General features: G+C 71.0%; 14 protein-coding genes. 10 read left to right on the forward strand and 4 right to left on the reverse strand.

Annotation, left to right across the window (positions count from 1 at the left end):
* Window positions 1-229 precede the first annotated feature (229 nt).
* The 4 genes from ACRAKF_RS24470 to ACRAKF_RS24485 all read left to right on the forward strand — a co-directional run bounded on the left by ACRAKF_RS24470 (window position 230) and on the right by ACRAKF_RS24485 (window position 3,168).
* A complete protein-coding gene (locus ACRAKF_RS24470; RefSeq protein ID WP_447039570.1) occupies window positions 230-577 on the forward strand; it encodes a MerR family transcriptional regulator in 348 nt (115 codons plus the stop codon).
* A gap of 282 nt (window positions 578-859) precedes the next feature.
* Window positions 860-1,063: a cold-shock protein gene (locus tag ACRAKF_RS24475; RefSeq protein ID WP_062780821.1), complete on the forward strand. Its 204-nt coding sequence runs from the start codon at window positions 860-862 to the stop codon at window positions 1,061-1,063.
* A 264-nt stretch (window positions 1,064-1,327) separates the two neighbouring features.
* Window positions 1,328-2,812, forward strand: coding sequence for a DEAD/DEAH box helicase (locus ACRAKF_RS24480; RefSeq protein ID WP_447039572.1), 1,485 nt, complete (start codon window positions 1,328-1,330; stop codon window positions 2,810-2,812).
* A 68-nt stretch (window positions 2,813-2,880) separates the two neighbouring features.
* Window positions 2,881-3,168: an SCO5918 family protein gene (locus tag ACRAKF_RS24485; protein ID WP_447039573.1), complete on the forward strand. Its 288-nt coding sequence runs from the start codon at window positions 2,881-2,883 to the stop codon at window positions 3,166-3,168.
* Between the two features lie 57 nt (window positions 3,169-3,225).
* On the opposite strand, the gene ACRAKF_RS24490 is transcribed toward ACRAKF_RS24485, so the two are convergent.
* Window positions 3,226-4,842 carry an N-acyl-D-amino-acid deacylase family protein gene (locus ACRAKF_RS24490; protein WP_447039575.1) on the reverse strand — a complete coding sequence of 539 codons (1,617 nt, stop codon included), beginning with the start codon at window positions 4,840-4,842 and terminating at the stop codon, window positions 3,226-3,228.
* Between the two features lie 82 nt (window positions 4,843-4,924).
* Window positions 4,925-6,226, reverse strand: coding sequence for an amino acid deaminase (locus ACRAKF_RS24495; protein WP_447039576.1), 1,302 nt, complete (start codon window positions 6,224-6,226; stop codon window positions 4,925-4,927).
* A 209-nt stretch (window positions 6,227-6,435) separates the two neighbouring features.
* Here ACRAKF_RS24495 and ACRAKF_RS24500 point away from each other — a divergent pair, with 209 nt between their 5' ends.
* From ACRAKF_RS24500 to ACRAKF_RS24515, 4 genes are all read left to right on the forward strand, one after another.
* On the forward strand, window positions 6,436-7,437 hold the full coding sequence (locus ACRAKF_RS24500; protein ID WP_447042148.1) for a sugar kinase: 1,002 nt from the start codon (window positions 6,436-6,438) through the stop codon (window positions 7,435-7,437).
* Window positions 7,434-8,192 (forward strand): IclR family transcriptional regulator, encoded by a 759-nt coding sequence (locus ACRAKF_RS24505; protein WP_447039577.1) that lies wholly within the window; start codon window positions 7,434-7,436, stop codon window positions 8,190-8,192. The genes ACRAKF_RS24500 and ACRAKF_RS24505 overlap by 4 nt, the downstream gene beginning before the upstream one ends.
* 7 nt (window positions 8,193-8,199) lie before the next feature.
* Complete coding sequence (locus ACRAKF_RS24510; RefSeq protein ID WP_062770654.1) at window positions 8,200-8,613, forward strand: RidA family protein; 414 nt, start codon at window positions 8,200-8,202, stop codon at window positions 8,611-8,613.
* 131 nt (window positions 8,614-8,744) lie between these two features.
* Window positions 8,745-10,229, forward strand: a complete 1,485-nt coding sequence (locus ACRAKF_RS24515) for a GntP family permease (RefSeq protein WP_447039579.1) — start codon at window positions 8,745-8,747, stop codon at window positions 10,227-10,229.
* Window positions 10,230-10,284: 55 nt separating this feature from the next.
* Here the strand turns inward: ACRAKF_RS24515 and ACRAKF_RS24520 are convergent, their stop codons facing one another.
* On the reverse strand, window positions 10,285-10,677 hold the full coding sequence (locus ACRAKF_RS24520) for a VOC family protein (RefSeq protein WP_447039580.1): 393 nt from the start codon (window positions 10,675-10,677) through the stop codon (window positions 10,285-10,287).
* A 92-nt stretch (window positions 10,678-10,769) separates the two neighbouring features.
* Here ACRAKF_RS24520 and ACRAKF_RS24525 point away from each other — a divergent pair, with 92 nt between their 5' ends.
* Window positions 10,770-11,783, forward strand: a complete 1,014-nt coding sequence (locus tag ACRAKF_RS24525) for a helix-turn-helix transcriptional regulator (RefSeq protein WP_447039581.1) — start codon at window positions 10,770-10,772, stop codon at window positions 11,781-11,783.
* A gap of 22 nt (window positions 11,784-11,805) precedes the next feature.
* Here ACRAKF_RS24525 and ACRAKF_RS24530 read toward each other — a convergent pair whose 3' ends face one another.
* Window positions 11,806-12,714, reverse strand: coding sequence for an NAD(P)-dependent oxidoreductase (locus ACRAKF_RS24530; protein ID WP_447039583.1), 909 nt, complete (start codon window positions 12,712-12,714; stop codon window positions 11,806-11,808).
* Window positions 12,715-12,773: 59 nt separating this feature from the next.
* On the opposite strand from ACRAKF_RS24530, the gene ACRAKF_RS24535 reads away from it, so the two are divergent.
* Entirely contained in the window at window positions 12,774-13,217 is a 444-nt protein-coding gene (locus ACRAKF_RS24535) for a MerR family transcriptional regulator (protein ID WP_447039584.1), read from the forward strand.
* The last annotated feature ends 102 nt before the right edge of the window (window positions 13,218-13,319 follow it).

The raw sequence follows: 13,319 nt of genomic DNA on the forward strand, positions 1-13,319 counted from the left end.
TGACGCCATCAGGATCGCCCGGGCGAGGTTCGAGCCGCTCGGGTACCGCAGGCCCCGGATTGGAAGGTGGTCCCCGGTCACGCATTCGCGATCCCCGCGTCCCCGCCCTCTCGGGCGGTCGTGCGGAAACAGACAACCGGCGCACATAGCCGGCAGATGGTGTTGAAACCCCTCGGGGCCTGGTGCCGAACGGCACCAGGCCCCTCGACGCGTTCAGGAAAAGGTGCAGATGCCCTCAGAGACCCTCACGCATGGCCCCGATCGGTTCGACGACGACGACTACCCCGCCTACACGATGGGCCGCGCGGCCGAGATGATCGGCGCCACGCCCGGTTTCCTCCGGGCGGTCGGCGAGGCCGGCCTCGTCACTCCGCTGCGGTCCGACGGCGGCCACCGCCGCTACTCCCGCCATCAGCTCCGCGTCGCCGCGCGCGCCCGCGAGCTCGTCGACCAGGGCACGCCGATCGAGGCCGCCTGCCGCATCGTCCTCCTGGAGGACCAGCTCGACGACGCGCTGCGCCGCAACGACGAGCTGTGCGGCCCCGACGGGCAGGCCGAAGGGACACGGCCCTCCTGACCCATATCTGTTCCGGCAGGTGTAGAAATTCGTCCGATGCGCGATGAGGGTTTATCCACCGACCGGCAGAGCGGTATGAAAAGTACTGCGTCATCGCGCTGGGCGTGCTAGTGTCATTTCCAGTTGCAGTTGTGGTTCCCAGAGACTTCAAGTGCTCCGGTCGACTTTATGTGTCGACGGAGCACTTTGTATTGCCGGTCAATCCGGACGGGGTAATCATCGCGGCGATGCGGAGTTCGCACAGTGTGGACTCCACGGGCACTGCCCCGAAGGAGATATGACATGGCTAACGGCACCGTGAAGTGGTTCAACTCGGAAAAGGGCTTCGGCTTCATCGAGCAGGAGGGTGGCGGCGCTGACGTCTTCGCCCACTACTCGAACATCGCCACCCAGGGCTTCCGTGAGCTGCAGGAGGGCCAGAAGGTGACCTTCGACGTCACGCAGGGCCAGAAGGGCCCGCAGGCCGAGAACATCCTGCCTGCCTGACGCTCACGCGTACTTCGTGGCTGGGGCCCGCACCTTGGGTGCGGGCCCCAGCCCGTTGCTTTTTCCGGGGCTCCGTGCCCCGATGACCGCCCCTGAGGCATCCCGGTGAAGACCCCCCGGCGTGTCCGGCGTGTCAGACCGGCCGCTTTCTCATAATTCGCGGCCGAATTCATGTTTAATTTGTTCCGGCCCGTTCCTGCAATTCTCGGCACCGTTCGTGCCGGATGAATTCCTCGATACGCGCCGCATCGAGGAAGGTTCACCTTGAACCGCTCATCTCGCACAGATGGCCGTCAGTCGAACAGCAGCTACCGCGGCTCGGGCGGCTCCCGCTCGGCCGGGCGCTCGTACTCCAGGGGCTCGGGCCGTCGTCCCGCCGCCCTCCAGGGAGAGTTCGCGCTGCCGGTGACCATCACCCCGGCCCTGCCGCCCGTCGAGGACTTCGCGGCGCTCGGACTGCCGGACGTCCTGCCGCCCACCCTCACGCGCCTCGGCGTCACCGAGCCCTTCCCGATCCAGGCGGCCACGCTGCCCAACTCCCTCGCGGGCCGTGACGTCCTCGGCCGCGGGCGCACCGGATCGGGCAAGACCCTCGCCTTCGGCCTCGCGGTGCTCGCGCGCACGGCGGGGCAGCGCGCCGAATCCCGCAAGCCCCTCGCGCTGATCCTCGTACCCACCCGTGAGCTGGCGCAGCAGGTGACCGACGCGCTCACCCCGTACGCCAAGGCGGTGCGGCTGCGCATGGCGACCGTGGTCGGCGGCATGTCGATCGGACGCCAGGCCGGCGCGCTGCGCGCCGGGGCCGAGGTCGTCGTCGCGACGCCGGGCCGGCTCAAGGACCTCATCGAGCGCCGCGACTGCCGCCTGGACGATGTCGCCATCACCGTCCTGGACGAGGCCGACCAGATGGCCGACATGGGCTTCCTGCCCCAGGTCACCGAGTTGCTCGACCAGGTGCGCCCCGGCGGCCAGCGGATGCTGTTCTCGGCCACGCTCGACCGCAACGTCGACCTCCTGGTCCGCCGCTACCTCAGCGACCCGGTCGTCCACTCGGTCGACCCCTCGGCGGGCGCGGTCACCACGATGGAGCACCACGTGCTTCAGGTGCACGGCGCCGACAAGTACGCCACGACCACGGAGATCGCGGCCCGCGACGGGCGGGTGCTCCTCTTCCTGGACACCAAGCACGCGGTGGACCGGCTCACCACGCACCTGCTCAGCAGCGGCGTCCGGGCGGCGGCGCTGCACGGCGGCAAGTCCCAGCCGCAGCGCACCCGCACCCTCGCCCAGTTCAAGTCCGGCCAGGTCACGGCGCTGGTCGCCACCAACGTCGCGGCCCGCGGCATCCACGTCGACGACCTCGACCTGGTCGTCAACGTGGACCCGCCCGCCGACCACAAGGACTATCTGCACCGCGGTGGCCGCACCGCCCGGGCCGGCGGGTCCGGCAGCGTCGTCACCCTGGTGACCTCGGCGCAGCGCAGGGACATGAGCCGTCTCCTCGCCGCCGCGGGCATCACCCCGCAGACCGCGCAGGTGCGCTCGGGCGACGCCGAGCTGACGCGTGTGACCGGCGCCCAGGCTCCCTCGGGCACCCCGGTGACCATCGCCGCCCCGCCGAGGTCCGACGCGGGGCGCGGTGCCTCCTCGGGCCGTGGCCGGCGTCCCCGCGACGGCCGTGCGCGCCGCGCGTACGCCGCCCGCTCGCAGGGCGGCCCGGGTGGGACCTCGCACGGCAAGGCCGCCTGACGCCGAAGAGCCCCGTCCGTACCGGCCAGCCGGCCGCCGCCCGTCCCTCCCGACCTCTGTGAGGCACCATGCGCTGTGTCATCGCCCGTTTCCCCTTCGACTTCTTCAAGAGCGACGTCGAGCAGGCCATGAAGGGCGTCAAGCCCGAGGCCATCACGGCCGAGTCCGTGCTCATCGGCCGCCGCCAGTACCCCGTGAAGCAGGTGGGGGAGCTGATCACGCGGCAGGACCGCCGTGACTTCTCCGCGGGCGAGGTCGTCCGGGCCCTCACCGGCCTGGGCTTCACCTGTAGCGCCGCCCCGGCGCCCGCCGCCCCCGCGCCGGTCGCGGAGACGTGGCCGACGACCGTCGTCTAGAGCGCGGCGGTCCTGAAACCCAGGTCCTGAAAACCCAGGTCCTGAGAGCCCAGGCCCTTACGGCGTCCTGCGTACGGCGCGTCCCGCGAGGACGTCCGTGCGCAGGCCGTCCCGCATCACGAACCTGCCGTCGATCAGGACGTGCGGAATGCCGGTGGGAAGCGTGCGGGGCGCCTCGAAGGTCGAGCCCGCGGCGACCGTCTCCGGATCGAAGAGGACCAGGTCGGCGCGGTAGCCCTCGCGGACCACGCCCCGGTCGGCGAGCCGCAGCCGGGCGGCCGGGCGCGAGGTGAGGTGCGCGACGGTCTCCTCCAGGGACATCACGCCGAGCTCGCGCGCGTAGCGCCCGAGGTACTGCGGGAACGTCCCGTACGCCCGCGGGTGCGGCTTGAAACCTTGCAGAATGCCGTCGCTGCCGCCGGTGTGCACCGGGTGGCGCATGATCGCCTGGACGTTCTCCTCGTGGCCGACGTGCTGGAGGATCGTCGAGCCCAGCTTGTCCTCGACGAGGAGACGGCGGGCGGTCACCCAGGGGGCCTCGCCGCGCAGGTCGGCGGACTCCTTGACCGTCTTGCCGACGCAGGAGGCGAGCCCGGGGTCGGAGACGCCGGAGATCTCGATGGTGTCCCACTCGATGGGTACGCCGTGGCAGCCGTCCGCGCCGATGACCTCCATGTGGTGGCGGATCTTCTCGGCGGTCGAGTCGTCCTGGAGGCGGGCGAGGATGGCGTCGGGCCCGCCTTCGCTCGCCCAGCTCGGCAGCATCGCGACGAGCGTCGTACAGCCCGGGGTGTAGGGGTACGTGTCGAGCGTGATGTCCGCGCCTCGCGCCAGGGCGTCGTCCAGGAGGGCGAGCAGGTCGGGGGCCTTGCCCTTGTTCACGCCGAAGTTCATGGTGGCGTGGGCGAGGTGCAGCGGGCAGTGCGCGGTCCTCGTGAGGTTCACCATCTCCTCGTACGCCTGGAGGGCGCCGGCGCCGTAACTGCGGTGGTGGGGGCAGTAGTAGCCGTTGTACCGGGCCACGACCTTGCAGAGCTCGGTCAGTTCGGAGTCGTCGGCGTACATGCCCGGGGTGTAGGTGAGCCCCGACGACATGCCGACGGCGCCTTCCCTCATGCCCTCGGCGACGAGCTGTCGCATGCGGTCCAGCTCGGCGGGTGTGGCCGGGCGGTCGTCCCAGCCCATGGCGTACATCCGGACGGTGCCCTGCGGGATGAGGTAGGCGGCGTTCACCGCGATGCCGTGGCCGCCGTGCGCACCGTCGAGCGTGTCGAGGTAGCCGCCGACCGTGCGCCACGTGAAGTCGATGTCGCCGCCGTCGCCGTTCCAGCCGGTGATGGCCCGGCGGACCTGGGCGAGGGTGCGGTCGTCGACCGGGGCGTAGCTGAGGCCGTCCTGGCCGATGACCTCCAGGGTCACGCCCTGGGCGGCCTTCGCGGTGTGCTCCGGGTCCCGGAGCAGGGCGAGGTCGCTGTGGGCGTGCATGTCGATGAAACCGGGCGCGAGGGCGAGGCCCTGGGCGTCCAGGTTGCAGAGCCCCGTGAGCCGGGGCCCCTCTCCGGCGCCCTCTCTCCGGATCTCGGTGATCCTGCCCTCGTGTACGCCGATGTCGGCGCGGTAGGAGGCACCTCCGGTGCCGTCTATGACGCGCGCGTCCCGGATCACCAGATCCATGGTGCGACTCCTCTTCGGTATGGCTCGATGCGGGGTGAACGAATGGGCGGGAAGCCTCCGCCGCGTGGCGGAGGCGGGGAGATCAGAAGAACGTCCGGACGTAATCCGTGACCGTCCCGTCCCCCTCGACCAGCGGAATCAGCTGCCACTTGTCGAACGCCGTGCAGGGATGCGAGAGCCCCATCCCCACCCAGTCGCCCACGGAGAGCTCCGCCTCCGGAGAGGTCCGCAGCCACCCGTGCTGATCGGAGAGCCCGGTCACGGTGATCCCGGTCGCGGCCCGCTCGACGCCGTCGCCCCCGTCCCGTACGACCTGCGCCTCGGGCATGTCGAGGTCGTACGCCGCGTCCCGCTTCCCCGCGTTGGTGAACGCCTGCTCCGGCGAGGGCCGGGACACCACCTGCGCCCACAGCCGGAAGGCCGGTTCGAGCGCACCCTCCTGCGGGACGCGGTTGAAGGGCGTGAGGTGGCGGTAGTGACCGTCGTCATGGGACACGTACGCCCCGGAGCGGAGCAGCTTGAGCACCGGTACGGAAAGCTCCGGGATCTCCTCGAAGACCGACGCCACCGCGTCGAACCAGGCGCTGCCCCCCGCGCTGACCACGACCTCCGGCAGGTCCGCGAACCGCCCCGCCTTGTCGAGGTCGACGAGGAGCGCGACGAGCCGCCGCAGCCAGGCGGTGACCGTCTCCGGCGAGGCCTGCGGCACCTCGCCCTCGTACCCGGCGACGCCCACGAGGCGCAGCGTGTCCGCCGCGGCGACGGCGTCGGCGATCTCGAAGCACTCGGCCTCGGTCCGCACCCCGGTCCGCGCCCCGTCGCCCGCGGCCAGCTCGACGACGACGTCGACCGGGCGTGTCGCCCCGGCCTCGCTGAGCGCGGCGTGCATCGCCCGGACGCCGCGCACGGAGTCGACGTAGCAGATGAAGCGGAAGGACGGGTCGGCGCCGAGTTCACCGGCGAGCCAGCGCAGCGCCGCCGCGTCGACCAGCTCGTTGGCGAGGAAGACGCGCGGGGTGCCGAACGCCCGTGCCACGCGCACCTGGTGCGGCACCGCGAGCGTGATGCCCCAGGCGCCGCGGTCGAGCTGCCGCCGGAAGAGCTGCGGGGCCATCGACGTCTTGCCGTGCGGCGCGAAGGCGAGGCCGTGCCGCTCCGCGTACGTCTCCATGAGCGCGAGGTTGTGTTCGAGGCGCTCGGCGGAGAGGGCGAGCACGGGCGTGGTGAAGCCGCCCGTGAAGAGGTTCCTGCGCTGGGCCGCCAGCTCCCCGACCGTCAGTCCTTCGGCGTCCGGCGGCAGGCCCTTGAAGCGGTGGTCGACCCGCTCGTCCGCGAGCGCGGCCAACGGATCGGCAGGACGTTCGACGGCGTTGTCGGCGGCCATGGGCGCCTCCTCCAGGAGTGCGTTGCATTATGTGCAACAGTCATTGCGTATGTCGCTTACTGCTGTCTAACATCCGAGCCAACGCCGGGTCAACGGATCCGGAGAGTCGGTTGAGGGGCTGGAAGATCGTGACCGCACAGACAGCCGCACGGCCCGTCGAGGAGACGGCCGCCCACGCGACGGTGGACGTCGTGGCGCTCGGCGAGTCCATGGTCACCTTCCTGCCCGCGCGCCCCGGGCGCCTCGCCGACGTGCCCTCCTTCGACCGCGGGATCGGCGGCGCCGAGTCCAACGTCGTCTGCGCGCTCGCCGCCGCCGGACACACCACCCGCTGGGTCAGCCGCGTCGGCGCCGACGGCTTCGGCGACCACCTCGTCGAGACGATCGCCCGCTACGGCGTCGACACCTCCGCCGTCGGCCGCGACCCGCACCGCCCCACCGGCGTCTACTTCCGCACCGCCGACGACCGCGACGCCGACGCCCACGAGGTCGTCTACTACCGCGCGGGCTCGGCGGCCTCCGCGATGTCCCCGGCCTCCGTGGACGAGGACGCGCTCGCCTCGGGCCGCGTCCTGCACCTGTCGGGCATCACCCCCGCGCTCTCCGCCGACTGCCTCGGCCTCGTACGCCACCTCTGCGCCCGGCGCCCGGACCGCGCCGCACTGGTCTCGTTCGACGTCAACCACCGCCCCGGCCTGTGGAAGGACGCGCAGGCGGGCCCCGGAGTCCTCCTCGACCTCGCGCGCGGCGCCGACCTGGTCTTCGTCGGCGAGGACGAGGCCGCCGCGGCCTGGGGCGTGACCGGCGGCCCCGACGCCGTCCGCGCCGCCCTGCCCGAACCCGCCACCCTCGTCGTCAAACAGGGCAGCCGGGGCGCCACCGTCTACCGGCACGGCGAGGACCCCGTCTTCCAGCCCGCCCTGACCGTGGACGTCGTGGCCCCCGTCGGCGCCGGCGACGCCTTCGCCGCCGGATTCCTCTCCGCCACCCTGCGCGGCCTGCCCGCCGCGCACCGGCTCCGGCACGGCCACCTCATGGCCGCCGCCGCGCTCACCGTCCCCGGCGACCTCGCCACGCCGCCCGCCCGCGCCCACGCCGACCGCCTCGCGGACCTCGACGACTCCGCCTGGGAGACACTTCGTCTGGGCCCCGGCTGGACGGCGTACGTCCCGGAGGACACCGGGGCCGAGGAAGAGGTACGAACGCCATGAGCCAGACCGTCGACCGCGCGCTGTCGATCCTGCCGCTGCTCGCCGAGGGCCCCGCCGACCTGGGGCGGGTCGCCGACCGGCTCGGCGTCCACAAGTCCACGGCCCTGCGGCTCCTGCGCACCCTCCACGAGCACGGCCTGGTCTTCCGCCAGTCCGACCAGCGCTACCGCCTCGGCGCGCGGCTCTTCGCCCTCGCCCAGGAAGCCGTCGAGAACCTGGACGTGCGCGAGATCGCCCACCCCCACCTCCTCGCCCTCAACGAGCGGTGCGGCCACACGGTCCACCTCGCCGTCTACGAGGAGCAGGAAGTCCTCTACATCGACAAGGTCGAGAGCCGCTACCCGGTGCGGATGTACTCCCGTATCGGCAAGCCGGTGGCCATCACCGTCGCCGCCGTGGCGAAGCTGCTGCTCTCCGACCTCCCCGAGGCCGAGCGCCGCGCCATCGCGGAGAAGCTCGACTACCCCACCTACACGTCCCGTTCGACGCCCAACGCCGCCGCGTTCCTCAAGGAGCTCAGCGCCGTGCGCGAACAGGGCTGGGCCACCGACCTCGGTGGCCACGAGGAGTCCATCAACTGCATCGGGGCCCCCATCCGCGGTGCGGACGGGCGCGTCGTCGCCGCCATGTCGGTCTCCGCGCCGAATGTCGTCGTCACCGCCGAGGAACTCCTCTCACTGCTCCCGCAGGTGCGCCGCACGGCGGACGCCATCAGCCGGGAGTACTCCGGCAAGTCACCCCTGAAGGAAGCCTGAGCACGACATGACCACCGAGAAGACCGCCCTCACCCCGGCCACCCACACCACCCCGCCCGCCAAGTTCTCCCACGGCGTCAAGAAGGGCAACATCCTTCAGGTCGCCGGGCAGGTCGGCTTCCTCCCCGCCGAGGAGGGCAAGGCCCCCACCCCCGCGGGCCCGACCCTGCGCGAGCAGACCCTCCAGACGTTCGCCAACGTCAAGGCGATCCTCGAAGAGGGCGGCGCCACCTGGGACGACGTGATGATGATGCGCGTCTACCTCACGGACGTCGACCACTTCGCCGAGATGAACGAGATCTACAACGCGTACTTCGAGGAGCAGGGCCTCAAGGCCCCGGCCTCGGCCCGCACCACGGTCTACGTCGGGCTGCCCAAGGGCCTCCTCATCGAGATCGACGCGCTCGCCGTCCTGAGCTGACCCACCCCCAGCACGATCTCCCCCCACAAGCCGTACGTCGTCACGGCACGGCGCCCCCTTCTCGTCGGGGCGCCGTGCCGCGATCCCCCCTGCCCATGCTCTGAAAGCCCCATGCACTTACGAGGTCAAAGATGTCCCCGTCCCACACCGCCGTGCTCGCGGCCGCCACCGAGGAGCCACCGCACACCGGCGGCATACTCACCCTGATCGACGGCACCGCAGGCCTGCTGACGGTCGCCGCGCTCGGCATCGTGCTCCTGCTCTTCCTGATCATCAAGGTCAGGCTCCAGCCCTTCGTGGCGCTGCTCGCCGTCTCCATCGTCGTCGGTCTCTCCGCCGGCCTCTCCGTCACCGAACTCTTCGGCACGGTCCAGAAGTCCGACGCCGTCTCGGTCATCGAGTCCGGCATGGGCGGCATCCTCGGCCACGTGGCGATCATCATCGGCCTCGGCACGATGCTCGGCGCGATCCTCGAAGTGTCCGGCGGCGCCGAGGTCCTGGCCTCCCGCCTCCTCGGCCTCTTCGGCGAGAAGCGCGCGCCGCTGGCCATGGGCCTGACGGGCCTGATCTTCGGCGTCCCGGTCTTCTTCGACGTCGGCATCTTCGTCCTCGCGCCGATCGTGTACGCCGCCGCCAAGCGCAGCGGCAAGTCGATCCTGCTCTACTGCCTCCCCCTCCTCGCGGGTCTGTCGATGACCCACGCCTTCCTGCCCCCGCACCCCGGCCCGGTGGCCGCCGCCGGTCTGCTCCACGTGGACCTCGGCTGGGTCATCCTGATGGGCATCGTCTGCGGCATCCCCGCGGTGCTCGCGGCCTGGGTCTTCTCGGCGTGGATCGGCAAGCGCATCTTCGTGCCCGTACCCCAGGACATGGTCGAGGCCGCCGAGGAGGCGAAGGCCGCGGTCGTCGCCGAGCAGCATGCGGCAGGCGTGGCCCCGCAGGAGAAGCCGGTGCCGCTGGGCACGGTCTTCGCGATCATCGGAACGCCGCTGTTCCTGATCCTCCTCGCGACCTTCTCCTCGATCGCCTTCGACCCCTCCACTCTCCGCTCGGTGATCGAGTTCTTCGGCAGCCCCTTCGTGGCCCTCACGATCGCCCTGCTGATGGCGTACTACCTGCTTGGCATCCGGCGCGGCTGGTCCCGCAAGTCCCTGGAAAGGGTGTCGACCTCGTCCCTCAAACCGGTCGGCAACATCCTCCTGGTGGTCGGCGCGGGCGGCATCTTCGGCGCGGTCCTCAAGGCGAGCGGCGTGGCCGGCGCCCTCTCGGACACCTTCCAGGACGTGGGCCTGCCGATCATCGTCCTCGCGTACCTCCTGTCCCTGGTCCTGCGCGTGGCCCAGGGCTCGGCGACGGTCGCGATCGTCACGACGGCGGGCATCGTCGCCCCCCTCCTCTCCGAGGGCGACTACTCCCAGGCCTTCATCGCCCTGGTCATCATGGCGATATCGGCGGGCTCGATCTTCGCCTCGCACGTCAACGACGGCGGCTTCTGGATGGTCGCGAAGTACTTCGGCATCTCGGAGCGGGACACGCTCAAGACCTGGACGGTCCTGGAATCGGTCCTCTCCGTGGCGGGCTTCGCGGTGGCAGCGGTGGTCAGCCTCTTCGTGTAGCGGTACGCGTACGGAGAGGGGGCACCCGGCGATCCTGCCGGGTGCCCCCTCTGCGTCACTTGGCCGCTGGGGTGCCGGGGGTGAAGAAGTTGACGAGGTTGCCGTCGGGGTCGCGGAACAGCAGCGACCGGTTGCCCCAGGGCATCGTGGTGGGCTCGGTGACGAAGTCGGTGATGAAGCCGGTCAGGTTCGTCAGGTTCTGGTGCACGCGGTCCACGTCGTCGACGAGGAACTCGATGATCACGCTGTGGTTGTCCGCCGGGCGGGCAGAGCCCGGGGCGAACAGCGGGACGGTGCGGGTGCCGGCGATCGCGAGGGTCGCACGCGACGTCTTGAGTTCGGCGAAGTCCTCGGTGGCCCATGTCGCCTGTATCCCGGTAGCCCGCTCGTAGAACGCGACGAGGCGTGCGACATCGCTGGTGATGACGCGGATCGAGACGAAGTCCATGGGAATCTCCTTGGCTGTGCTGGGGTGTGCACGTCGCAGGCTAGGAGAAATAGGGGACAGAATCGGTCCTCTATGCGGGTTAGGCTGCGAACATGTCCCGACCCACCGGCCGCGTGCTGACGCTCCTGGAGCTGCTGCAGTCGGGCGGCACCCGGACCGTGGCCGAGCTCGCCGACCGCCTCGGCGTCGAGGGGCGCACCGTGCGGCGGTATGTGGGCCAGTTGACCGACCTGGACGTGCCCGTGGAGTCGGTGCGCGGCCGCTACGGCGGGTACCGGCTGGCTCCCGGGTACCGCTTGCCGCCGCTCATGCTCAGCGACGACGAGGCGCTGGCCGTGCTGCTCGGCCTGGTCGCCGGCCGCCGGGCGGAGCTGACGACGACGGAGCGCACGGCGAACGAGACGGCGTCAGCGAAGATCCGGCGGGTGCTGCCCCAGCACATCGCCCGCCGGCTCGACACACTCCTGGACGCTCTCGCCTTCACGGATCAGCCCGGCGAGTTGGACCACCCGGACGCCGGGCTCCTGCTCACCATCGCCGATGCGGTGCGCCACCGCCGGCCGGTCTCGATCCGCTACACCGACCGCGAAGGACGGCGCAGCGAACGCACACTGCACGCCTACGGGATCGTCGCCCACGCGGGCCGGTGGTACGTGACGGGCGAGGACGCCCAGGCCGGCGAGGACCGAACCTTCCGGCTCGACCGCATCGCGGCCGCGAGGGCCCTGCCCGGCTCATTCGAAGCGCCCGTGGGTCCTGACCCGGCAGAGCGCGTGCTGTCGGGGTTCGCCACGGCCGAGTACCGGCACGAGGTGACCTTGCGGATCCACGGGACGGTCGAGCAGATCCGCGCGCACCTCCCCGCAGGCATCGCGAGCCTGAAGGAGTACGAGCACGAGCACGAGTACGAGCACGAGCCCGCGGCCGGCCAGGACCCCGCGGCCGAGCACTGGCGGCGCGTCGAGCTACGGGCGCAGCGGCTCGACTGGTTGCCGCGGGTCCTCGCCTCACTCGACCGGCCGTTCGTCATCGAGCGCCCCGATGAACTGCGCGACCTCGTCATCGCGCTCGCCGATCGCCTCACGTCCTGTGCCCGCCAGGCCTGACGGCGAGGAACGAGGTCGGTCGTCACGAAGCCTGTGCCGCCTTCTTGAAGACTTCGAACACGGCCAGGTAGTTCTTGCCGCTGTACCCCTCGGCGATCGCCTCCTCGGCGATCGTCCGCATGAGCCGCGGCTGGTCGGAGTGAACGCCCTGCTCCACGCAGGTACGGGTGATGTGCTCCAGCGCGTTGAGGTTCATCTCCATGGTGCCCACGTCGCCGGGGTAGTTGCCTCTGTCCAGGTCGGGAGCCTGCTCGGTGAGGGTGGAGTCCACCACCGAGGGCATGAACCAGTTGAGTGCGAGATCGGCGAACGTGACCGCCGATACGTTCGCCGATCCGACCAGCGCGGTGGCGTGCAGAAAGCCGTTCATGGTCGCGTACATCATGCCGAGCAGTGCCGCGTTGTACAGCACCGCCAGGCTGGGGTCGGCGCCGAGGTACCGAGGGCCGCCCATGCTCTCCAGCGTCGCCCGGTGCTCGTCGAAGACGTCCGGTGAACCGCTGTAGAGGAAGACGGACTCGGGGTGTCCGACGAGCGGCGGCGGCACCATGATCGCGCCGTCCAGATAGTCGATGCCTTGCCCGGCCGCCCAACCGGCCGCGGCGTGCGCCTCTTTCGGCGTACCGGAGTTGAGGTTGACCAGTACGCGGCCCTTCAAGGCGTCGCCGGCGGGTTCGACGACCGCGTACAGGGTCTCGTAGTCCTTGAGGCACACGATCGTGACAGGGCTCGCGGATACCGCTTCGGCGACGGTCCCCGCGTGGTGGGCGCCCTCGGCGACAAGTCCGTCGGCTCTCTGCGGGGTGCGGTTCCAGACGGTCGTGGGGTGGCCGTGTTCCAGGAGCGTCTTGGCGAGGGCGAGACCCATGGGGCCGAGGCCGATGACGGTAACGGGCGTGTGCTGCGGGCCAGTTGACGGCTGGTTCGTCATGCGGAATAGACTGCTGTCTCACATCGGTGTGAGAGTCAACTGAATGTGGTGGTCGTCACATGCGCATGGGGGAGTTCTCCCGGCGGACCGGGGTCAGCCAACGCCTGCTGCGCTATTACGAGGAGCAGGGGCTGCTCAGGCCCTCGCGGCGGCCCAGCGGGTATCGCGAGTTCGCGGAAGAGGACATAGCCACCGTCCGGGGCATCCGCATGCTGCTGGGCGCCGGTCTCAACACCGCCACGATCGCCGAACTGATGCCCTGCATGGTCGCCGACGGGCGCACTCTGGCGCCCGCCTGTTCCGGCATGCTGCCCGACCTGAACCGGGAACGTGAACGCATCGACGAGGCGGTGGCCGCCCTGCTGGCCGCGCGGGACACGCTGGACACCGTCATCGCGGCTACGGCGCCGACCGGAGGCGACGACCCGGAAGCGTGCCACGCGGCCGCTCCCGCGAAGCGCCCCGGCAACGCCGCCGCGCCACCGCTCGGCCCCCACGTCTGACCACCGGCTGCGAAGCCCGTCGCCGGGCGGTGCTAGCGGCACCGAGGGAAGGGCAGTGCAGGAGACCCGGGGTCACATCGCACCCCGGGCCGAGGCGGGCCG

The sequence above is a fragment of the Streptomyces sp. DSM 118878 genome, assembly GCF_052936595.1.